We start from the raw sequence: 19,027 nt of genomic DNA, 5'->3' as shown, positions 1-19,027 counted from the left end.
ATGATCTACATTTCTGCTGTCGGCATGATCAATGCGCTGGGTGACAACTGCGATGAAATCGCCGCGAATCTGACACGCGGCATTGCCCCCGGTATGCGCCCGCGTGCGGGCTGGCTAGAGGGACAGCCCGCAGCGGTACTCGGCGGCGTGGATGCCGTCCTGCCTGCCATTGCCGATGATTTTGCGGCCCACCGATCGCGTAATAACCAGCTGCTGCTGGCGGCGCTAACCCAGATCCGTCCCCAGGTCGACGAGGCCATCGCGCGCTTCGGAAGCGACCGCGTCGCGGTGGTGCTCGGCACCAGCACCTCCGGCCTCGACGAGGGCGATATTCACGTGGCTGCCACGCTGAACGGCGGGACCAGCGCCGGCTGGCAATATCCGCAGCAGGAGCTGGGCGATCCGTCGCGCTTTCTGAGCCACTGGCTGGCGCTGGACGGCCCGGCGTTCACCCTCTCCACCGCCTGCTCCTCCAGCGCCAGGGCCATTATCAGCGGGCGACGGCTGATTGAAGCCGACCTCGCCGACGTGGCTATTGTCGGCGGCGCCGATACGCTGAGCCGGATGCCGGTGAACGGTTTTCATAGTCTGGAGTCCCTTTCGGTGACGCGATGCCAGCCCTTTGCCCGCGACCGCTGCGGGATCACCATCGGTGAAGGGGCGGCGCTGATGCTGCTGACGCGCGAGCCGCAGCCGATCGCGCTGCTGGGCGTCGGCGAATCAAGCGATGCGCACCATATTTCGGCCCCGCATCCGCAGGGCGAAGGCGCCATCCGCGCCATTACCCAGGCGCTTGACGATGCCGGCATCACCGCCGGGGCGGTGGGCTATATCAACCTGCACGGCACCGCCACGCCGCTTAACGATCGGGTGGAGTCGCAGGTCATGCAGCAGCTGTTTGGCGACACCGTGCCGTGCAGCTCAACCAAACACCTCACCGGACATACTCTCGGCGCCGCCGGGATCACCGAAGCGGCAATCGGTATGCTGATTTTGCAGCGTCATTTGCCACTGCCGGCGCAGGATTTCAGCCTCTCGCCGCGCGACCCGGCGCTGGCGGAGTGCGGTATCATCGCGACGTCGCAGCCTCTGGAACGCCCGCTGATTTTGTCCAACTCATTTGCTTTTGGCGGCAACAACGCCAGCATTTTACTCGGGAGACTTTCATGAGCCATTACCTGGCGCCCGGCGCCTATCTGCCGCACGATGCCCCGATGCTGCTGCTCGAAGAGGTGCTGGAGGTGTCCGAGGAAACGGCCACCTGCCGCGTGACCGTCGCCTCCGGGGGCGTACTGACGCCGTTTCTTGATGCCAACGGCGATCTGCCGGGCTGGTTTGCGCTGGAGCTGATGGCGCAGACCATTGGCGTCTGGTCCGGCTGGCATCGTCATCAGAAAAACCTGGGCAACATCGCCCTCGGTATGGTGCTGGGAGCCAGAGAACTGGTGTGCGCCGCCGGCGTTCTGCCCGCCGGGCAAACGCTGACCATCGCGGTCAGCTTATTAATGCAGGATGAACGTTTCGGTAGCTTCGACTGCACGATCTGCTGCGGGAATGACACGCTGGCAACGGGCCGCATCAACACCTTCCAGCCCACCCAGGAAGAGTTAACGACGCTTTTTAATCAGGGAGAGAAACCATGAGTCGTTCCGTATTAGTGACCGGTGCCAGCAAGGGTATCGGGCGTGCCATCGCCTGCCAGCTGGCGGCCGATGGCTTTATTGTCGGCGTCCATTATCATCGTGACGCAGAGGGTGCGCAGCAGACGCTGAAGAGCATCCGCGCCGCCGGGGGAGCGGGCCGGACATTGAGTTTTGATGTCGCCAACCGTGAGCAGTGCCGCGAGGTGCTGGAGCAGGATATCGCGACTCATGGGCCGTGGTACGGTGTGGTGAGCAATGCCGGCATTACCCGGGATGGCGCCTTCCCGGCGCTCAGCGACAGCGACTGGGATGCGGTGATCCACACCAATCTCGACAGTTTTTATAACGTCATTCAGCCATGCATCATGCCGATGATCGGCGCCCGCCAGGGCGGACGGATTATCACGCTCTCTTCGGTGTCAGGCGTCATGGGCAACCGCGGGCAGGTTAACTACAGTGCCGCCAAAGCGGGCATTATCGGCGCGACCAAAGCGCTGGCCATTGAGCTGGCAAAACGCAAGATCACCGTCAACTGCATTGCCCCAGGGCTGATTGATACCGGGATGATCGCCATGGAAGAGGCCGCCCTCAAAGAGGCGATGTCGCTCGTTCCGATGAAACGCATGGGTCAGGCCGAAGAAGTCGCCGGACTCGCCAGCTATTTGATGTCGGATATTGCAGGCTATGTGACGCGTCAGGTGATTTCCATCAATGGAGGTATGCTATGACTCGTCGCGTCGTCATTACCGGTATGGGCGGCGTCACCGCCTTCGGCGAAAGCTGGCAGGCGGTATCCGCCAGGCTACAGGCCTACGAGAACGCCGTGCGCACAATGCCCGAGTGGCAAATCTATGATGGTCTGCATACGCTACTCGGCGCCCCCATCGACGATTTCACCCTGCCGGAGCACTATACGCGCAAGCGCATTCGCGCCATGGGCCGCGTCTCGCTGATGTCCACCCGCGCCAGCGAGCTGGCGCTGGAGCAGGCCGGACTGACTGGCGAGGCGGTTCTCACCAATGGCGAAACCGGTATTGCCTACGGCTCCTCTACCGGTAGCACCGGTCCGGTCAGCGAATTCGCGACCATGCTGACGGAAAAGCATACCAATAACATCACCGGCACGACCTACGTCCAGATGATGCCGCACACAACCGCAGTGAACACCGGCCTGTTCTTCGGCCTGCGCGGGCGGGTCATTCCCACCTCCAGCGCCTGCACCTCCGGCAGCCAGGCGATTGGCTATGCCTGGGAGGCGATTCGTCACGGCTATCAGACCATCATGGTGGCCGGCGGCGCTGAAGAGCTGTGTCCGTCGGAAGCGGCTATTTTCGATACGTTGTTCGCGACCAGCCAGCGCAACGATGAGCCGAAAACCACACCATCGCCGTTCGATGAAGCCCGTGACGGTCTGGTGATTGGCGAAGGCGCCGGCACCTTTGTGCTGGAAGAGCTGGAACATGCCAAAGCCCGGGGAGCGACGATTTACGGTGAAATCATCGGTTTCGCCACCAACTGCGACGCGGCGCATATTACCCAGCCGCAGCGGGAAACCATGCAAATTTGCATGGAGCAATCGCTCAGAATGGCCGGTTTAAGCGCCCAGGATATTGGCTATATTTCGGCGCACGGCACGGCGACCGATCGCGGTGATATTGCCGAGAGCCAGGCCAGCGCCGCCGTGTTTGGCGACCGCGTTCCGATCTCTTCGCTAAAAAGCTATTTTGGCCATACCCTGGGCGCCTGCGGGGCGCTGGAAGCCTGGATGAGCCTGCAAATGATGCGGGAGGGCTGGTTTGCCCCTACGCTCAACCTGCGCCGGCCGGACCCGCAGTGCGGCGAGCTGGATTACATTATGGGCGAGAGCCGCCGGATTGATTGCGAATTTATCCAGAGTAATAACTTCGCCTTCGGCGGGATCAATACGTCCATCATTATTCAGCGCTGGCCCTGATATGTATCGACTTTTCCTGGGAAAAATCTCGACGTTAAGCACCCGGCCTCTGCCGCATAAGCTCGCGGCTCAGGCGCCGCAGGGCAGTCGTCGCGCAAGCTGGCTGGCGGGCCGGGTCCTGTTGGCGCAGGCGGTGTCGCCGCTGCCTGAGATTATTTACGCTGAACACGGTAAACCGGGGTTCTCCGGCGAGACGGGACTCTGGTTTAACCTCAGCCACAGCGGCGATGATATCGCCCTGCTGCTCAGCGATGAAGGCGAGGTCGGCTGCGATATCGAAGTGATTCGCCCTCGCCCGAACTGGCGCAGGCTGGCTAACGCCATTTTCAGTCCTGGGGAGCATGCGGAAGTAGAAGCGGAGCATCCGGAGCGGCAGCTCGACGCCTTCTGGCGTATCTGGACGCGCAAAGAAGCGATGGTTAAGCAGCGCGGCGGCAGCGCCTGGCAGATTGCCAGCGTCGACAGCACGCGCGGCGCGGCGTTCCCGGTCAGTCAGATCCAGCTTGCCAATCTGAGTCTGGCGGTCTGCACACCAACGCCGTTTGCGTTGAAGGCCGACAGGATCCGCTGACTCAGGTTTTGCGCTTCGCCGGCCAGAAGATTGTCAGCACGCCGGCGATGATAATCAGCACCCCCAGCAGGGAGCGCCAGTGGAAAGGTTCATGCCAGCCGGGCAGCCAGATAGCGGCGGCCCAGACCAGAATATAGCTCAGACTGAGTAGCGCGTAGGCTTTGGCCAGCGGCAGCTGATGCAGCGCAAAGTACCAGCAGACCATCGACAGCAGGTAGCCGCTCAGTCCCAGCCCCAGGCCGATAGTTCCGGCACGCAGATGGAAAAGATGATTGAGAAACGCGAACAGGTCACTCAGCGGCGGCAGCTCAACCATCGCCCCGCGCAGCAGAAGCTGTGCGGCGCTGACCAGCCCGACGCTGAATAACGCCCAGATTAAGCCCATCAGACGCTACTCCCGAGCACCACGATGCCGACCACAATCAGCCCGACGCCGACCCAGTGCCGCCGGGCTACCGGCTCTCGCCAGATCCCCCAGGCCGCTAACGTCACCCAGACAAAATTGAGGCTCAGCATGGGATAGGCCACGCTCACCGGAATGGATTGCAGCACGCTCAGCCACAGCAGCATACCGCCGCCGAGCGCCAGCAGCGCAAGGCCCAGCCAGCCGAGAATATGGCGACCGCGCCGCCGTGATTTAGACGGGCGCGTCGCCTGCTTCTGGCACAGCTGCCCGGCGCAGCTTAACAGGCTCGCCAGCGCCAGGCAGATCCAGGTACTCATTGCGGCAGATACTGGAGAAACACAACCCGCTCCAACACGTAGGTGTTGTCAGGTTTCGGTAGAGGTAAATCGGCCATGTTTTCTCCTTTGTCCATCAGCAGCACCAGCGATACCGGTCCTTCCTGGCGATGCGCTGCCAGCCAGCTGGCAAACTCACTCTGGCTCACAAAGCCATTCTTCGCATCCGGCCAGTCTAAACCGTACTTCAGTTCGCCCTGCTTGTCATACATGATGATATCGTTACGCTTGAGTTCCCACGCCAGACCGGCGGCAATGCCGACGTTGTTGCTCAGCACATAGCGGCTTGGCGCCAGCGATTCACCAATGATATCGACCATGAACTGCGGCTGCTTACTATCAATCACCCGGTCAGGAATGGCAAAGCCAATCAGCAGCGCCAGCCCCAGGGGACAGCAGGCGGCTAATGTCCAGCGACGGCCGTTATCTTTCATCGCCAGCCAGCCCATCAGCGCCCAGACGGCAAACGCAATCGCCGCCAGCAGACATTTATACAGCTCAATCTGCGTCCAGACCGGTTTATGCATCACGCCCCACGGCGACACCACCAGCACGGCAATCAGACCCACCAGGCCAAAGACCAGGTTGATGAGGCCGTTAATACGCAGCGCCTTCGCTCCCGCCTTCGCCGCATCCAGCCCATAGCGAGCCATCAGAATCGACAGCGGCCCGAAGCACGGCAGAATGTAGGTCGGCAGTTTCCCTTTGGCGATACTGAAAAACAGGAACGGCATCGCCACCCAGCCAAGCAGATACAGCGCGCCGCGCACGTCATCGCGCTCGCTCCAGCCGCGCTTCAGCGCCCCGGGCAGCAGCGCCAGCCACGGCAGACTTCCGGCGAACAGGAACGGGATGTAATACCAGAACGGCGCCTTGTGTTGGGCATCTTTCTCGGCAAAGCGTTGAATATGCTCCACCCAGAAGAAATAGCGCCAGAAGTCCGGTTCGCGTTTGGCGATAGCCAGGCCCCAGGGCAGCACCGTCAGGATACAGACCCCCACCGCCAGCCAGCCGTAGGTCAGCACTTCACGCCAGCGCTTCTGGGCAATCACCCACGGCAGAACCCCGACAACCGGCACCGCCAGCGCCAGGAAGCCTTTGGTCATCACCCCCATTCCACAGGCCGCCCCCAGCAGCGCGTAGCCGATGATTTTACCGTTTCGGGTCTGCGCCTGAGCGGCGCCCCAGAAACTGCACATCGCCAGCGCCATCCACAGGGTGATCATCGGGTCCAGCACCGCATAGGTGCCAATACCGTAGACCAGCAGTGCGGTCAGGAAGATCACGGCGGACAGAATCGCCACCCGTTTGTCCTGCCAGATGCGCCATGCCAGCCACGCAATCAGCAGCGCGGTGACGCTAATGGAGAAGACCGAGCCAAAGCGCACGGCAAAGTTATTGTGGCCAAACAACCACTGCCCGATGCTGTTAATCCAGTATCCGGCAATCGGTTTTTCAAAATAGCGCAGCCCGAGAAAATGCGGCACCACCCAGTCACCGGACGCCAGCATCTCGCGGCTGATCTCCGCATAGCGCGTTTCATCAGGCTGCCAGAGCAGTCGGAAATTCAACGGAAGTAGATAATACAGCGCAAATAACACCACTAAAGAGACGCTATAACGAATGCTTTTCATACGTCCTGACTCAATAATTGTTCACGCCCAAGCCAGCCTTCCCGGCCGGCCAATTCACCGCGAACCACTTTACCCAGCGGCAGCTCGCTAAAATCTGCGGGCAGCAGTTGGCTCAGCGGGCAAAACTGGATTTCTTCCTGTGCGGCCATCGTCAGCAGTTCATCAAACTGCTGCGCGAAGGCAATGCCTTCCACTTCAGCATGAATGGTGTAGACCGGCGTACCGCTATCCCGGTGAATACAATCCAGCAGATAGCGATTGAAGCCCCCGGCATCGACGCGACTGCCGACCACTTCATCCCAGGTAGGCAGCGTAACGGGGATCTGCACCGTACCTGTCACCTTATCGCCCAGCAACGGCAGGAAGGGGCGCGAGCCCCGGCAGTCGCTGTTGTAGAGGAAATTGAAGGACTCTTTGGCTTTAATCACCCGCTGATCCGCGCGCCAGCCCGCCACGGCGGAACAGGTGGCCGACCGGCCGATGATCCGCTCCAGCTCGAGCAGGCCGCGTTCGACCTCCAGCGCCAGCCGTTCCTGTGGCCAGACGCCGCTCCATGCCTGCCAGCTGTAATGATCCCAGGCATGCAGACCCACTTCATGCGCCTGCGCCGTCGCACGGATAACCTCTTCATTACCCGCGCCAATCCGTCGCCCAGGCCATGCGGTGCCGGCCAGCAAAATATCCCAGCCGTACAGCGAAGCGGCGTTTGAGCGCAGCATCTTCCACAGAAACTTCGGTTTTATCAGGCGCCATAAATGGCGCCCCATATTGTCCGGCCCAACGCTGAAGAAGAAGCTTGCCTGAACCCCGTGCTGGCCCAACAGGCTCAGCAGACGCGGTACCCCGTCCCGGGTACCGCGAAAGGTATCGACATCTATGCGTAAGCCGACCTGTTTCATGATGTCTTGTCGTCCACCAGCTCAACCGTACGCAGGAAGAAGTCGAGCGTATGCTCCACGGTTTCTTCCATCGGAACCGTCGGCGTCCAGTTCAGACAGCGCTTCGCGTTACGAATGCTCGGCTTACGATGCTCCACGTCCTGATAGCCTTTACCGTAGTAATCGCTGCTCTCGACATCGCGGAAACCGGCGAACGGCGGGAAGTTATTGCGCAGCGGATGACGCTCGAAGCACGCCAGCAGCATCTCCGCCAGCTCTTTAATACTGGCTTCGTTTTCCGGGTTACCGATGTTGATAATCTGCCCGTCGCAGCGGCCGTCTTTGTTCTCGATAATGCGGAACAACGCTTCAATACCATCGCTAATATCGGTGAAGCAGCGTTTTTGTTTACCGCCTTCGATAAGCTTGATCGGCGAACCTTCAACCAGGTTCAGGATCAGCTGAGTAATCGCACGAGAGCTGCCGATACGTGCGGCATTCAGGTTATCCAGACGCGGTCCCATCCAGTTAAACGGACGGAACAGGGTGAAGCGCAGGCCGGACTTGTCGCCATAGGCCCAGATAACGCGGTCGAGCAGCTGCTTCGATACCGAGTAAATCCAGCGCTGTTTGTTGATCGGGCCCACCACCAGGTTTGAGGTGTCTTCGTCGAAGTTTTTGTCGGTGCACATGCCGTACACTTCGGAGGTCGACGGGAAGATAATGCGCTTATCGTATTTCACGCAGTCGCGGATGATCTTCAGGTTCTCTTCGAAGTCCAGCTCGAACACGCGCAGCGGGTTGCGGGTATATTCGATTGGCGTCGCGATGGCCACCAGCGGCAGTACCACGTCGCATTTCTTAATGTGGTATTCGATCCACTCGGAGTGAATGCTGATATCGCCTTCAACGAAGTGGAAGCGCGGGTTGCCCAGGAAACGACCGATCGCGTCCGACCCGATATCCAGACCATAGATTTCATAGTTGTCGTCGGCGAGCAGACGCTCGGTCAGGTGGTTACCGATAAAACCGTTCACGCCAAGGATCAGCACGCGGGTACGGCGTTTAATCGCCACAACCGGCTTGCTGCTCAGTACCGCACCGGATACCAGCCCCAGCGCCTGCGCCAGCTGCGTACCCTGCATGTAAACGCCGCGCTCGGTTTGACCGGTTACGATCTCCAGCGCGCCATCCTGGCAAGCGATCACCAGCGGAGAGGTCGACATCACCGTTCCAGGCTTCGCCGCGGCCAGGTCCTGGCGCACGCGGGATTTCCAGACGATAAATTTATTCGCACCAACATAGCCAAACGCGCCCGGCCACGGATCGGAAACGGCGCGGACCAGGTTATGCAGCGTTAGCGCAGGTTTGTCCCAGTCGAGACGGCCATCTTCCGGCGTACGGCGACCAACGTAGGTGGCCTGGCTTTCATCCTGCGCACGATCCTGGATTTTATCTTCACGAATCGCCGGCAGGGCCTGGTTCAGCAGCTCTGACGCCGCGGCGCACAGCTTGCGATGCAGGGTCAGCGCGACATCATCCGCGCCGATAGCAACCGTCTGCTGCGCCACGATAGCGCCGGCATCCGCACGGCTGACCATGCGATGCAGAGTCACGCCGGTTTCCGTTTCACCGTTAACCAGCACCCAGTTCAGCGGCGCGCGGCCGCGATATTGCGGCAGCAGAGAACCGTGCAGGTTAAAGCCGCCTTTTGGTGCAAGGCTGAGGATATCGTCGCCCAGCATGTTGCGATAGTAGAAAGAGAACAGGACGTCCGGCTTCATGTCGCGAATGCGTTCAATCCACAGCGGGTGGTTAACATCTTCAGGTGCCCACACCGGGATACCTTGTTCAGCAGCAATACGCGCAACCGAGCCAAAGAAATGGTTTTCGCCAGGGTTATCCGGATGGGTGAAAATAGCGGCGATTTCATACCCGGAATCCAGCAGAGACTGAATGCCAGCACAACCCATATCGTGATAAGCGAAGACTACAGCTTTCATGAACGATCTTCCTCTTGAGACGCCGTTTCCGGCTGACGAACAACACGTTGAATAAAGTAGCGGGGACGGGCGCGGACATCGTTATAGATGCGTCCGATATACTCCCCGAGCAGCCCCATGCCGACAAACTGGGCACCGATGAACATGAACAGTACGGCAAACAGCATGAACACCCCTTCCGCCGCCCACTGCGGGCCAAATACCAGCCGCAGGAACACCAGCAGGAAGGCGAAAGCGAAGCCCAGCAGGGCAATCACGCTGCCGAAGACGCTCAGCAGACGCAGCGGCGTGGTGGTCAAACAGGTCACCAGGTCGTACATCAGATTAATCAGGCGCATAAAGCTGTATTTGGAATCGCCAAATTCACGCTCCGCGTGCATCACCGGGATTTCGACCGCCCGGCGCGCGAAGGTATTTGCCAGAATCGGGATAAACGTACTGCGTTCATGGCAATTGAGCATCGCGTCGATAATGTGGCGGCGATAGGCGCGCAGCATGCAGCCGTAGTCCCCCATCGCTTTACCGGTGGTGCGCTGAATCAGGCGGTTGATCATCTTCGACGCGCTTTTACGGAAGAAGGTGTCCTGGCGGTTCTGCCGAACGGTACCGACCACGTCGTAACCTTCGTCCGCCTTCGCCACCAGGCGCGGGATCTCTTCCGGTGGGTTTTGCAAGTCGGCATCAAGGGTAATAATCAGATCGCCGGTCACATGGCTGAATCCCGCCATAATGGCCGAGTGCTGGCCATAGTTGCGGTTAAGCAACACCGCGACCACATGGCTGCCTTCGGCTTCAGCAGCCTCGGTCAGCATGCGGGCAGAATCATCGCTACTGCCATCGTCGACCAGCAGAATCTCATACTGGCGGCCCAGCGTCGCGCAGGCGGCATCCGTACGGCGAATCAGCTCAGGCAGGCTCTCCTGTTCGTTATAAACCGGAATAACGACCGAGACTTTTTTCACGGGTGGGTAAGTAAACATATCAACATCCTGACAGCTGGTGCAGCGCGGAAATGACCCGAGTGACGTCATCGTCGGTCATATCCGGGAACAAAGGGAGTGAACAGATACGCGCGCTGTTCCATTCCGTATTCGGTAAGGAAAGCGTCGGGAAACGCTCGCGGTAATATTTTTGCGTGTGGGCCGCACGGAAGTGCAGGCCGGTGCCGATGCCCATGGCTTTCAGTTTTTCCATCAACGCATCGCGGCTGATTCCGCAGGTCGCTTCATCCACGCGAATAATAAACAGGTGCCAGGCGTGCTGGTGTTCCCATTCCGGTATCGCCAGCGGCTTAAACGGCGTATCCGCCAGCTCGCGCAGATAGCGTTGGGCAATCTCGCTACGACGCTGGTTGGCATGGGCCAGTTTATCCAGCTGTACCAGCGCCAGCGCGGCGTTGATATCGGCCAGATTGTATTTGAAGCCCGGCGAAATCACCTCCGCCTGCGGCGCCCGACCATGCGTCTGACGGTCATAGGCATCGACGCCAAGACCGTGGAATTTCAGGCTACGAATGCGCGATGCCAGCGCATCGTCATCGGTCACGATCAGTCCGCCTTCGGCGCAGGTCATATTTTTAATGGCGTGAAATGAGAAGATCGCGCAGCCGCGACCGCCCACATGTTTGCCCTTGTAATACGTTCCCGCCGCGTGCGCGGCATCTTCAATCACCGGGATACCGTGACGTTCTGCCACGGCGCGAATCGCGTCGATATCCGCAGGCGCGCCCGCGTAGTGCACGGGAATAATCGCTTTGGTGTTGGGGGTAATCGCCGCTTCAACCGCCTCGGCGGTAATCATCAGATTGTCGCGATCGACATCGATCATCACCGGTGTCGCGCCCAGCAGACAGATCATGTTCAGCGTGGAAACCCAGGTCTGGGATGGCGTGATGACTTCATCGCCCGGGCCAATGCCCAACGCCATCAGCGTGACGTGCATGCCACCGGTCGCCGAACTCACCGCCACGGCGTGACGGTTGCCGGTCAGCGTGCAGAATGCCTCTTCCAACGCCTGGTTTTTCGGTCCGGTAGTAATCCAGCCCGATTGCAAAACTTCACGCAGCGCAGCCAGCTCTGCGTCGCCCATCGACGGGCGCGAAAACGGCAAAAATTCGCTCATCATTTTCCTGTTCTGTATATGACCCTTTCAGGGTTGCGGGTCGATAGAAAAAATATCCTGCGCCAGCGGACTTAAACAAAATGAAAATGGAATCTCTTCAATGCCACTTTTCATTCCAGGGTATTTGACGTTATTAAATTTAGACGGGGTTGCTTAGGATAATATTAAGAAATTAATATAATTTGCCGAATAGACAATAATCAATTGTTTTTAAATGGAATTTACAAATGACAACGCGGGGGAAGAGTGGGAAACCGGCTCCCGTTTATGGGCAAAACAGGAGCACGATGTAGTAAAGTAAACAGACATTAAACAGTTAAACAATAAATAGAATTTTATTCTGCAATCTGAATTTCAAAAACACATCTTAGCTCACAAAATCATTTCCGGTAGATGACAAATTTGCAGGAAAGTCAGCCGGTAATTGATTAGCCGGGCAATTAATGACGCTGTTATTATCCGCGCCGCAATCACGTATAAAGGTGATGGTGGCGAACTCGTCAATCACTTCCGTCGGGTAAGCCGGTCCGGCTTCACGGTAAGAAACCATCAGCGGGATATGATCGTTCTGGAAGCAGACGGTTTTTTCCGGATTATTCATCACCCAGCGCGGGAAGAAGATGGTGCCGTGAAACAGTTTGTCGCCGAGGTTTACGATCAGACTCACATCAGTGCCGGTCGGTTCGGTCCAGGAAATTTTGTAGATGCTTTCGCCGACGCGAACGATGTAAGCCTGCTGATCTTTCACCCAACGATTCGCGACGATACCGCTGTGAATGCGGTAATCCAGGGTGTGGGCGTTTTTCACGTAAATTTCGTAATTCCAGCCGTTATCGTAGGTATAAACCAGATGTTTGCCGATAAAACCGCTCAGGTCATGTTGGTCAAATGTGCTCATAATCTGTTCTCCTCTATGTGTTGAGAACAAGCATACTGCTTTAAAAAATGGATGAATAACGCTATGTTTTGATGAAATTCATTCACTTTTTCGATAAATCATGCACAAAACGACGCTGGAACAGTGGGCCTTGCTGGAAAAAGTCATCGAGCTGGGTAGCTTCGCAAAAGCAGCAGAAGAGACTCATCGCAGCCAGTCCTCGGTGAGCTATAACCTCGCCCTGCTGCAGGAAAGACTGGGTGTCGCGCTGCTGCACCCCTCTGGCCGCCGCGCGGTACTCACTCCGGCCGGGGAGCTGCTGCTAAGCCAGGTAAAACCGCTCCTGCAGGCATTTTCATACGTTGAAACCCGCGCGGCGACCCTGCACAACGGCGCACGAACCCGTCTGGACCTGGTTGTGGACAGTATTTTCCCTCGCGAACGGCTGTTCGCCATTCTACGCCAGTTTCAGCAACGCCATCCGCAGACTCAGGTGAGGCTGACCGAAGTCCTCGAAAACATGAAAGATGAGCAGGAGGCCCGCAGCGAAGCCGACGTGATGGTACTCACCCGCCGCCAGGATATTACCGGACGCGGCGAATGGCTGATGAACATTGATTTTGTTGCCGTTGCCCACCGGGACCATCCGCTTGCCAGACTGAGCGGCCCCCTCGACGACAGTGCGCTGGCCTCCTGGCCGCTGGTGCGTATCGCCGATCGCAGCGACGACCCGCAGACAGGGCGCGATGCGTGGACATTTTCCACCATTGATGCCGCTATCGATGCGGTGCTCTATCAGGTTGGCTTCGGCTGGCTCCCGGAAGAGCGCATCCGCTCCCGGTTGGATCAGGGTCTGTTGAAAATATTGCCGCTCAGCCACGGCGCCCGACGCGCCACGCCGCTGCACCTGATCGTCAAACGCGATCTGGCGCCCATTGATGAGCAGCTCGCCACGCTGCTGGCGCTGTTCCGGGCGCCCTGAATCGCCCGCTTGCGCGAGCCTTCGGGCCACGAATCCTTTACGTTGTCTCGACCTGGCTGACCGGCAGACAACCTGACGGACGAAGTGGGTATATGAAATTCTTATACTTTCCGTCCTGAGATTGATCCAGGTTAGGCCTGAAGTATGATGAATTATTAAAATCATCATACTTTCCTTCCTGTTGAGATAAAGACCTTGTCTATTTTCCGCACCACGCTGCTGGCGCTTCTCGCCTGCGCACCTCTGCTGACCGCCGCCGCTTCATACGACATCACCACCGCCTGGCCGGTGAACGTGGGTCCGCTGAATCCGCATCTGTATACCCCCAACCAAATGTTTGCCCAAAGCATGGTCTACGAGCCGCTGGTCAAATACCAGCAGGATGGTTCGGTCAAGCCGTGGCTGGCGAGCAGCTGGAGCCACTCTGCGGACGGGAAAGTGTGGCTCTTTACCCTGCGTAACGATGTGCAGTTTTCTAACGGCGAGCCGTTCAATGCGCAGGCCGCGGTCGCCAACTTCCAGGCGGTGCTGGCTAACCGGCAGCGCCATGCCTGGCTGGAGCTGACCAACCAGATTACCGACGTACGGGCGCTCAGCGATACGCAGCTGCAGATTACGCTCAAAAGCGCCTACTACCCTTTCTTGCAGGAGCTGGCGCTGCCGCGCCCGTTCCGTTTTATCGCCCCTTCGCAATTTGTTGAAGGGGGAACACAGCACGGTATCAAAGCGCCGATCGGCACCGGCCCCTGGGTGCTGAAAACCTCGCAGCTCAACCAGTATGATGTGCTGGTACGTAACGACCGCTACTGGGGTGACAAACCGGCGATCCGCCAGGTGACCGTGAAAGTGATTCCGGACCCGATGACCCGCGCCGTCGCTTTTGAAACCGGCGATATCGATCTGCTTTACGGCAACGAAGGCCTGCTGCCGCTGGATACCTTCGCTCGTTTCAGCCATAACCCGGCCTGGCGTACCCAGCTCTCTCAGCCTGTCGAAACGGTGATGCTGGCCCTGAACTCCGCCAGAGCTCCCACGAACGAACTGGCGGTGCGTGAAGCGCTGAATTACGCGGTGAACAAAAAATCGCTGATCGACAATGCGCTGTACGGTACGCAGCAGGTGGCCGACACGCTTTTCGCCCCTTCCGTGCCGTACGCCAATATTGGCCTGAAACCGCGCCACTACGACCCACAGCAGGCCAACGCCATGCTGGAAAAGGCCGGTTGGGTCAGGCCCGCGGGCAAAGCGATTCGCGAGAAGAATGGCCAGCCGCTGCACATCGAACTGTCGTTTATCGGTACCGATGCCCTGAGTAAGTCGATGGCGGAGATAATCCAGGCGGATATGCGCCAGGTCGGGGTGGATGTGGCGCTGGTTGGCGAAGAGGAGAGCAGCATTTACGCCCGCCAGCGCGACGGCCGCTTTGGCATGATTTTTAACCGTACCTGGGGCGCGCCGTACGACCCGCACGCTTTTATGAGCTCAATGCGCGTCCCCTCGCATGCCGATTACCAGGCGCAGCAAGGGCTAGCGGACAAGCAGCTGATTGATAAAGAGATTGGCCAGGTTCTGACCACCAGCGACGATGCGCAACGTCAGGCGCTGTATCGCGATATTCTCACCCGTCTGCACAACGACGCGGTCTATCTGCCCGTCAGCTATATCTCAATGATGGTGGTGGCGAAACCCGAGCTGGGAGCGATTCCTTACGCAGCGGTTACCGCTGAAATTCCGTTCGAACAGATCCAGCCGGTGAATCCCTGATGCAACGTTATCTGCTGCGACGCATACTGCTGATGGTTCCGATGATTTTTGCCGCCTCGGTGATTATCTTCCTGATGCTTCGCCTCGGCACCGGTGACCCGGCGCTCGACTATCTGCGGCTTTCAAACCTGCCGCCCACGCCGGATATGGTGGCCTCTACGCGGACGATGCTCGGATTGGATCAGCCGCTCGTCGTCCAGTACGGCCGCTGGCTCTGGCGGGCGCTACATCTCGATTTTGGCGTATCATTTGCCACCCAGCGTCCGGTGCTTGACGATGTGCTGCGCTTCCTGCCCGCAACGCTGCAGCTGGCTGGCGCGGCGCTGGTGCTGATCCTGCTGACCTCCGTACCGCTGGGTATCTGGGCCGCGCGTCACCGCGAGCATTTGCCGGATTTCATCGTGCGGCTCATCGCCTTTCTTGGCGTGTCGATGCCTAACTTCTGGCTCGCCTTTTTGCTGGTGCTGTTCTTCTCGGTCTATTTACAGTGGCTGCCAGCTCTGGGCTACGGCAGCTGGCAGCATATCGTCCTGCCGGCCGTGTCGATTGCGTTTATGTCGCTGGCGATTAACGCCCGCCTCCTGCGCGCCAGCATGCTGGAAGTCGCCGGACAGCGCCATGTCACCTGGGCTCGCCTGCGCGGCCTGAATGCCAGGCAAATCGAACGTCGTCACATTCTGCGCAACGCCTCGCTACCGATGATTACCGCCGTAGGAATGCACATTGGCGAACTGATCGGCGGGACGATGATCATCGAAAATATCTTTGCCTGGCCGGGCGTCGGGCGCTATGCCGTTTCGGCCATTTTTAACCGTGATTATCCTGTGATTCAATGCTTTACGCTTATCATGGTGGTGGTATTCGCCCTGTGCAATCTGGCGGTCGATCTGGTCAATGCCGCGCTGGACCCGCGTATTCGTCGTCATGAAGGAGCGCACTCATGAGCTTTTTCTTCTCAGCGCGCGGTTCGGTGCGCGCGGCGCTGGTCATTATCGTTCTGCTGATGCTGGTGGCGCTCACCAGCCAGTGGTGGCTACCGTACGATCCGCAGGCCATTGATTTACCTTCCCGTCTGCTGCCACCTGACGGCCAGCACTGGCTGGGGACCGACCATCTTGGCCGCGATATTTTCTCCCGTCTGCTGGCGGCGACCCGGGTGTCACTGGGGGCGGTGATGGCCTGTTTACTGCTGGTTCTGGCGCTGGGGCTTCTCGTTGGCGGCTGTGCCGGACTCATGGGCGGGCGCGTCGATCAGCTCACCATGCGGGTGGCCGATATGTTTATGACCTTTCCTACCTCTATTCTGTCGTTTTTTATGGTCGGCGTGCTGGGGACCGGGTTGACCAACGTGATTATCGCTATCGCCCTGTCTCACTGGGCCTGGTACGCGCGCATGGTTCGTAGCCTGGTGGTATCCCTGCGCCAGCGCGAGTTTATTCTCGCCGCGCGGCTGAGCGGCGCAAATCGCTGGCGGCTTTTCCTCGATCACCTGGCCGGCGCGGTGGTGCCCTCGCTGCTGGTTCTCGCCACCCTCGATATCGGTCATATGATGCTGCACGTCGCCGGGATGTCGTTCCTCGGTCTTGGCGTCAGCGCCCCCACGGCGGAATGGGGGGTAATGATTAACGATGCGCGGCAGTTTATCTGGACCCAGCCGCTACAGATGCTGTGGCCCGGCCTGGCGCTGTTTATCAGCGTGATGGCCTTTAACCTGGTGGGCGACGCGCTGCGCGATCGTCTCGATCCTCACCTAATCGCGGAGCACAGCCACTGATGCCGCAAAAGATCCAGTTAGAACAATTGACGCTGTGCGCCGGCCGCCCGCTGGTGACGGCGCTGTCGCTGACCCTGCGTCGCGGGCAGGTGCTGGCCCTGCTGGGTAGCAGCGGTTGCGGAAAATCGCTGACCTGCGCCGCAGCGCTTGGCGTTCTGCCTCCCGGTGTCCGGCAAACCGCCGGGCGTCTGCTGCTGGACGGCATTCCGGTGCACGGCGAACAGCTGCGGGGCGGTACCGTCGCCACGATTATGCAGAATCCGCGCAGCGCCTTTAATCCGCTGTATACGATGGCAACTCACGCGCGGGAAACCTGCCGCGCCACCGGCCAGCCCGCGGATGATGCGGCGCTTATTGCCGCCATGACCGCCGTCGGTCTGGAAAACCCGTCTCAGCTCCTGAAACGCTATCCCTTCGAGATGAGCGGCGGGATGTTGCAGCGAATGATGATCGCCCTCGCCCTGCTGAGTAAAGCCCCCTTTATCTTCGCCGATGAACCTACCACCGACCTCGATGCCGTGGCGCAGGGGCGCATTCTGGATCTGCTGGAAGAGATTGTCTCCAACCGCGGCCAGGGCCTGCTGCTGGTCACTCACGACATGGGCGTGGTGGCGCGGCTGGCGCATGAGGTCGCGGTGATGGACCACGGGCGCATCGTCGAGCGTTGCGACGTCAACACCCTGTTTAGCGCTCCCCGACATCCGGTCAGTCAACGGCTGCTGGCGGCACACCTGGCGCTGTACGGAATGGAGTTTGCAGGATGAACCTACTGAACGTGACCGACGTCAGCCACGATTACCCGCACCATCCGGGCGTGCTGCGCGACGTCAGCCTGAGTATCCAGGCGGGTGAAACGGTGGCGCTGCTCGGACGCAGCGGCTGCGGTAAAAGCACCCTGGCGAGGATGCTGGTCGGCCTTGAAACAGCGGATCACGGCGAGATAACCTGGCGCGGAACGCCGATTCAGACGTTAAAAGGCGACGCGCAGCGGGCATTTCGTCGCGATATCCAGCTGGTTTTCCAGGATGCACAAAGCGCGGTGAACCCGCGCAAAACGGTGAATGAGATCATCAGCGAGCCGCTGCGCCATCTGTTCCGCTTCGCGCGCGATGAGCGCCAGGCGCGGGTCGAAACGATGATGCAGGCGGTGGACCTTTCTCCACACCTGCTCGACAAACGCCCGCACCAGCTCAGCGGCGGGCAGCTGCAGCGGGTCTGCCTGGCCCGGGCGCTGGTTGTTCGTCCCCCCTTACTGATCCTCGATGAGGCCGTTTCGAATCTTGATCTCGTTTTACAGGCGGAGATCGTTGCGCTGCTGAAGCGTCTGCAGGTACAGTTTTCTACCGCCTGCCTGTTTATCACCCACGATCTGCGGCTGGTCGAGCGCTTTTGTCAGCGGGTGATGGTGATGGAGAGCGGGCAGATTCTGGAAACCACGGCGGTCAACACACCGCTGCGTCTTCAGTCAATGGCGGGCCGGACACTCCAGCGTGCGGTCCTTCCCGCTTTTCCACCTTCCCTTGCCATAGAGAAACGACCATGCAGCGCGTAACCCTGACTCTTGATGACGATCTTCTGGCGACCCTGGACGCGCTGAGCGCCCAGCGCGGGTACCACAACCGTTCGGAGGCGGTGCGCGATATCTTGCGCAATTCGTTGATGCATGAGCATGCGCAACAGCCCGAACAGCGCGGTTACGCGGTGCTTTCCTATGTCTATGAACATGAAAAACGCGAGCTGGCAAGCCGACTGATCGCCACGCAGCATCACCATCACGATCTGTCCGTTGCGACGCTGCACGTGCATATCAGCCATGATGACTGTCTGGAGATTGCCGTCCTTAAAGGTGAAATGGGCGAGGTGCGGCATTTTGCCGATGAGGTGATTGCCCAGCGCGGCGTACGTCACGGGCATCTGCACTGCTTAACCGCGCAAGACGAGGGTTCGCACGACTGACCCGCCGATAATGGCGGCAATGCCATTCGACGCATCGCCCGGAAAACCGACCAATTTTACGTGGTTTATCAACCGTTGATAAACCACGTAAATTATACGCTTTCACAACTTGTCTACCTTCCTATAATG

General features: G+C 59.2%; 20 protein-coding genes. 12 read left to right on the top strand and 8 right to left on the bottom strand.

Translation table 11 applies throughout. From position 1 onward, the window contains the following. Genes OQV00_RS01485 through acpT form a run of 5 tightly spaced genes read left to right on the top strand, consistent with a single transcriptional unit; the run spans position 1 to position 4,168 of the window. Complete coding sequence (locus OQV00_RS01485) at positions 1 to 1,170, top strand: beta-ketoacyl-[acyl-carrier-protein] synthase family protein (RefSeq protein ID WP_127673267.1); 1,170 nt, start codon at positions 1 to 3, stop codon at positions 1,168 to 1,170. Further along, positions 1,167 to 1,643 carry a hotdog family protein gene (locus OQV00_RS01480; protein ID WP_048022864.1) on the top strand — a complete coding sequence of 159 codons (477 nt, stop codon included), beginning with the start codon at positions 1,167 to 1,169 and terminating at the stop codon, positions 1,641 to 1,643. The genes OQV00_RS01485 and OQV00_RS01480 overlap by 4 nt, the downstream gene beginning before the upstream one ends. Next, complete coding sequence (locus OQV00_RS01475) at positions 1,640 to 2,371, top strand: 3-ketoacyl-ACP reductase FabG2 (RefSeq protein WP_213894203.1); 732 nt, start codon at positions 1,640 to 1,642, stop codon at positions 2,369 to 2,371. The genes OQV00_RS01480 and OQV00_RS01475 overlap by 4 nt, the downstream gene beginning before the upstream one ends. After that, entirely contained in the window at positions 2,368 to 3,597 is a 1,230-nt protein-coding gene (locus OQV00_RS01470; RefSeq protein ID WP_015585577.1) for a beta-ketoacyl-ACP synthase, read from the top strand. Before OQV00_RS01475 ends, OQV00_RS01470 begins: the two co-directional genes overlap by 4 nt. A gap of 1 nt (position 3,598) precedes the next feature. Continuing rightward, positions 3,599 to 4,168 carry a 4'-phosphopantetheinyl transferase AcpT gene (acpT, locus tag OQV00_RS01465; protein ID WP_048022859.1) on the top strand — a complete coding sequence of 190 codons (570 nt, stop codon included), beginning with the start codon at positions 3,599 to 3,601 and terminating at the stop codon, positions 4,166 to 4,168. Between the two features lies 1 nt (position 4,169). On the opposite strand, the gene arnF is transcribed toward acpT, so the two are convergent. The 8 genes from arnF to OQV00_RS01425 form a co-directional block, all read right to left on the bottom strand. Beyond that, complete coding sequence (gene arnF / locus OQV00_RS01460; RefSeq protein ID WP_004868628.1) at positions 4,170 to 4,553, bottom strand: 4-amino-4-deoxy-L-arabinose-phosphoundecaprenol flippase subunit ArnF; 384 nt, start codon at positions 4,551 to 4,553, stop codon at positions 4,170 to 4,172. Then, positions 4,553 to 4,891, bottom strand: a complete 339-nt coding sequence (gene arnE / locus OQV00_RS01455; protein ID WP_004868642.1) for a 4-amino-4-deoxy-L-arabinose-phosphoundecaprenol flippase subunit ArnE — start codon at positions 4,889 to 4,891, stop codon at positions 4,553 to 4,555. The genes arnF and arnE overlap by 1 nt, the downstream gene beginning before the upstream one ends. After that, positions 4,888 to 6,543 (bottom strand): lipid IV(A) 4-amino-4-deoxy-L-arabinosyltransferase, encoded by a 1,656-nt coding sequence (gene arnT / locus OQV00_RS01450; protein ID WP_004868643.1) that lies wholly within the window; start codon positions 6,541 to 6,543, stop codon positions 4,888 to 4,890. Before arnT ends, arnE begins: the two co-directional genes overlap by 4 nt. Next, a complete protein-coding gene (gene arnD / locus OQV00_RS01445; protein ID WP_266279734.1) occupies positions 6,540 to 7,442 on the bottom strand; it encodes a 4-deoxy-4-formamido-L-arabinose-phosphoundecaprenol deformylase in 903 nt (300 codons plus the stop codon). The genes arnT and arnD overlap by 4 nt, the downstream gene beginning before the upstream one ends. After that, entirely contained in the window at positions 7,439 to 9,424 is a 1,986-nt protein-coding gene (gene arnA / locus OQV00_RS01440) for a bifunctional UDP-4-amino-4-deoxy-L-arabinose formyltransferase/UDP-glucuronic acid oxidase ArnA (protein WP_015585575.1), read from the bottom strand. The genes arnD and arnA overlap by 4 nt, the downstream gene beginning before the upstream one ends. After that, a complete protein-coding gene (gene arnC, locus OQV00_RS01435) occupies positions 9,421 to 10,404 on the bottom strand; it encodes an undecaprenyl-phosphate 4-deoxy-4-formamido-L-arabinose transferase (RefSeq protein ID WP_004868646.1) in 984 nt (327 codons plus the stop codon). The genes arnA and arnC overlap by 4 nt, the downstream gene beginning before the upstream one ends. 1 nt (position 10,405) lies before the next feature. Continuing rightward, positions 10,406 to 11,545 (bottom strand): UDP-4-amino-4-deoxy-L-arabinose aminotransferase, encoded by a 1,140-nt coding sequence (arnB, locus tag OQV00_RS01430; RefSeq protein WP_004868647.1) that lies wholly within the window; start codon positions 11,543 to 11,545, stop codon positions 10,406 to 10,408. Between the two features lie 367 nt (positions 11,546 to 11,912). Continuing rightward, the gene (locus OQV00_RS01425) at positions 11,913 to 12,446 is read right to left on the bottom strand and encodes a phenolic acid decarboxylase (RefSeq protein ID WP_160873409.1); all 534 of its coding nucleotides are present in this window, start codon (positions 12,444 to 12,446) and stop codon (positions 11,913 to 11,915) included. A gap of 97 nt (positions 12,447 to 12,543) precedes the next feature. Between OQV00_RS01425 and OQV00_RS01420 the strand changes: the two genes are divergently transcribed. The 7 genes from OQV00_RS01420 to nikR all read left to right on the top strand — a co-directional run bounded on the left by OQV00_RS01420 (position 12,544) and on the right by nikR (position 18,898). After that, entirely contained in the window at positions 12,544 to 13,404 is an 861-nt protein-coding gene (locus OQV00_RS01420) for a LysR family transcriptional regulator (protein WP_004868649.1), read from the top strand. A gap of 195 nt (positions 13,405 to 13,599) precedes the next feature. After that, positions 13,600 to 15,168 carry a nickel ABC transporter substrate-binding protein gene (gene nikA / locus OQV00_RS01415; protein WP_004868650.1) on the top strand — a complete coding sequence of 523 codons (1,569 nt, stop codon included), beginning with the start codon at positions 13,600 to 13,602 and terminating at the stop codon, positions 15,166 to 15,168. Then, positions 15,168 to 16,112 carry a nickel ABC transporter permease subunit NikB gene (gene nikB, locus OQV00_RS01410; protein WP_004868652.1) on the top strand — a complete coding sequence of 315 codons (945 nt, stop codon included), beginning with the start codon at positions 15,168 to 15,170 and terminating at the stop codon, positions 16,110 to 16,112. Before nikA ends, nikB begins: the two co-directional genes overlap by 1 nt. Beyond that, positions 16,109 to 16,942 carry a nickel ABC transporter permease subunit NikC gene (nikC, locus tag OQV00_RS01405; RefSeq protein ID WP_015585573.1) on the top strand — a complete coding sequence of 278 codons (834 nt, stop codon included), beginning with the start codon at positions 16,109 to 16,111 and terminating at the stop codon, positions 16,940 to 16,942. The genes nikB and nikC overlap by 4 nt, the downstream gene beginning before the upstream one ends. Next, positions 16,942 to 17,706 (top strand): nickel import ATP-binding protein NikD, encoded by a 765-nt coding sequence (nikD, locus tag OQV00_RS01400; protein ID WP_266279730.1) that lies wholly within the window; start codon positions 16,942 to 16,944, stop codon positions 17,704 to 17,706. The genes nikC and nikD overlap by 1 nt, the downstream gene beginning before the upstream one ends. Further along, positions 17,703 to 18,494 (top strand): nickel import ATP-binding protein NikE, encoded by a 792-nt coding sequence (nikE, locus tag OQV00_RS01395; protein ID WP_266279728.1) that lies wholly within the window; start codon positions 17,703 to 17,705, stop codon positions 18,492 to 18,494. The genes nikD and nikE overlap by 4 nt, the downstream gene beginning before the upstream one ends. Beyond that, positions 18,482 to 18,898: a nickel-responsive transcriptional regulator NikR gene (nikR, locus tag OQV00_RS01390; RefSeq protein WP_004868659.1), complete on the top strand. Its 417-nt coding sequence runs from the start codon at positions 18,482 to 18,484 to the stop codon at positions 18,896 to 18,898. Before nikE ends, nikR begins: the two co-directional genes overlap by 13 nt. The last annotated feature ends 129 nt before the right edge of the window (positions 18,899 to 19,027 follow it).

It is taken from the genome of Klebsiella sp. DY2415, assembly GCF_026314315.1.
In the GTDB taxonomy this organism is placed as follows: domain Bacteria; phylum Pseudomonadota; class Gammaproteobacteria; order Enterobacterales; family Enterobacteriaceae; genus Klebsiella; species Klebsiella ornithinolytica.
This window is presented reverse-complemented; position numbering and strand designations above follow the sequence as displayed.

What these genes read in the sequence shown, in the direction of transcription:
- OQV00_RS01480 (WP_048022864.1), top strand. Translation starts at nt 1,167, where the DNA reads ATGAGCCATTACCTGGCGCCCGGCGCCTATCTGCCGCACGATGCCCCG.
- nikC (WP_015585573.1), top strand. Translation starts at nt 16,109, where the DNA reads ATGAGCTTTTTCTTCTCAGCGCGCGGTTCGGTGCGCGCGGCGCTGGTC.
- arnD (WP_266279734.1), bottom strand. Translation starts at nt 7,442, where the DNA reads ATGAAACAGGTCGGCTTACGCATAGATGTCGATACCTTTCGCGGTACC.
- nikE (WP_266279728.1), top strand. Translation starts at nt 17,703, where the DNA reads ATGAACCTACTGAACGTGACCGACGTCAGCCACGATTACCCGCACCAT.
- OQV00_RS01470 (WP_015585577.1), top strand. Translation starts at nt 2,368, where the DNA reads ATGACTCGTCGCGTCGTCATTACCGGTATGGGCGGCGTCACCGCCTTC.
- arnF (WP_004868628.1), bottom strand. Translation starts at nt 4,553, where the DNA reads ATGGGCTTAATCTGGGCGTTATTCAGCGTCGGGCTGGTCAGCGCCGCA.
- arnE (WP_004868642.1), bottom strand. Translation starts at nt 4,891, where the DNA reads ATGAGTACCTGGATCTGCCTGGCGCTGGCGAGCCTGTTAAGCTGCGCC.
- arnC (WP_004868646.1), bottom strand. Translation starts at nt 10,404, where the DNA reads ATGTTTACTTACCCACCCGTGAAAAAAGTCTCGGTCGTTATTCCGGTT.
- arnT (WP_004868643.1), bottom strand. Translation starts at nt 6,543, where the DNA reads ATGAAAAGCATTCGTTATAGCGTCTCTTTAGTGGTGTTATTTGCGCTG.
- OQV00_RS01475 (WP_213894203.1), top strand. Translation starts at nt 1,640, where the DNA reads ATGAGTCGTTCCGTATTAGTGACCGGTGCCAGCAAGGGTATCGGGCGT.
- acpT (WP_048022859.1), top strand. Translation starts at nt 3,599, where the DNA reads ATGTATCGACTTTTCCTGGGAAAAATCTCGACGTTAAGCACCCGGCCT.
- arnA (WP_015585575.1), bottom strand. Translation starts at nt 9,424, where the DNA reads ATGAAAGCTGTAGTCTTCGCTTATCACGATATGGGTTGTGCTGGCATT.
- nikD (WP_266279730.1), top strand. Translation starts at nt 16,942, where the DNA reads ATGCCGCAAAAGATCCAGTTAGAACAATTGACGCTGTGCGCCGGCCGC.
- arnB (WP_004868647.1), bottom strand. Translation starts at nt 11,545, where the DNA reads ATGAGCGAATTTTTGCCGTTTTCGCGCCCGTCGATGGGCGACGCAGAG.
- OQV00_RS01420 (WP_004868649.1), top strand. Translation starts at nt 12,544, where the DNA reads ATGCACAAAACGACGCTGGAACAGTGGGCCTTGCTGGAAAAAGTCATC.
- nikR (WP_004868659.1), top strand. Translation starts at nt 18,482, where the DNA reads ATGCAGCGCGTAACCCTGACTCTTGATGACGATCTTCTGGCGACCCTG.
- nikB (WP_004868652.1), top strand. Translation starts at nt 15,168, where the DNA reads ATGCAACGTTATCTGCTGCGACGCATACTGCTGATGGTTCCGATGATT.
- OQV00_RS01485 (WP_127673267.1), top strand. Translation starts at nt 1, where the DNA reads ATGATCTACATTTCTGCTGTCGGCATGATCAATGCGCTGGGTGACAAC.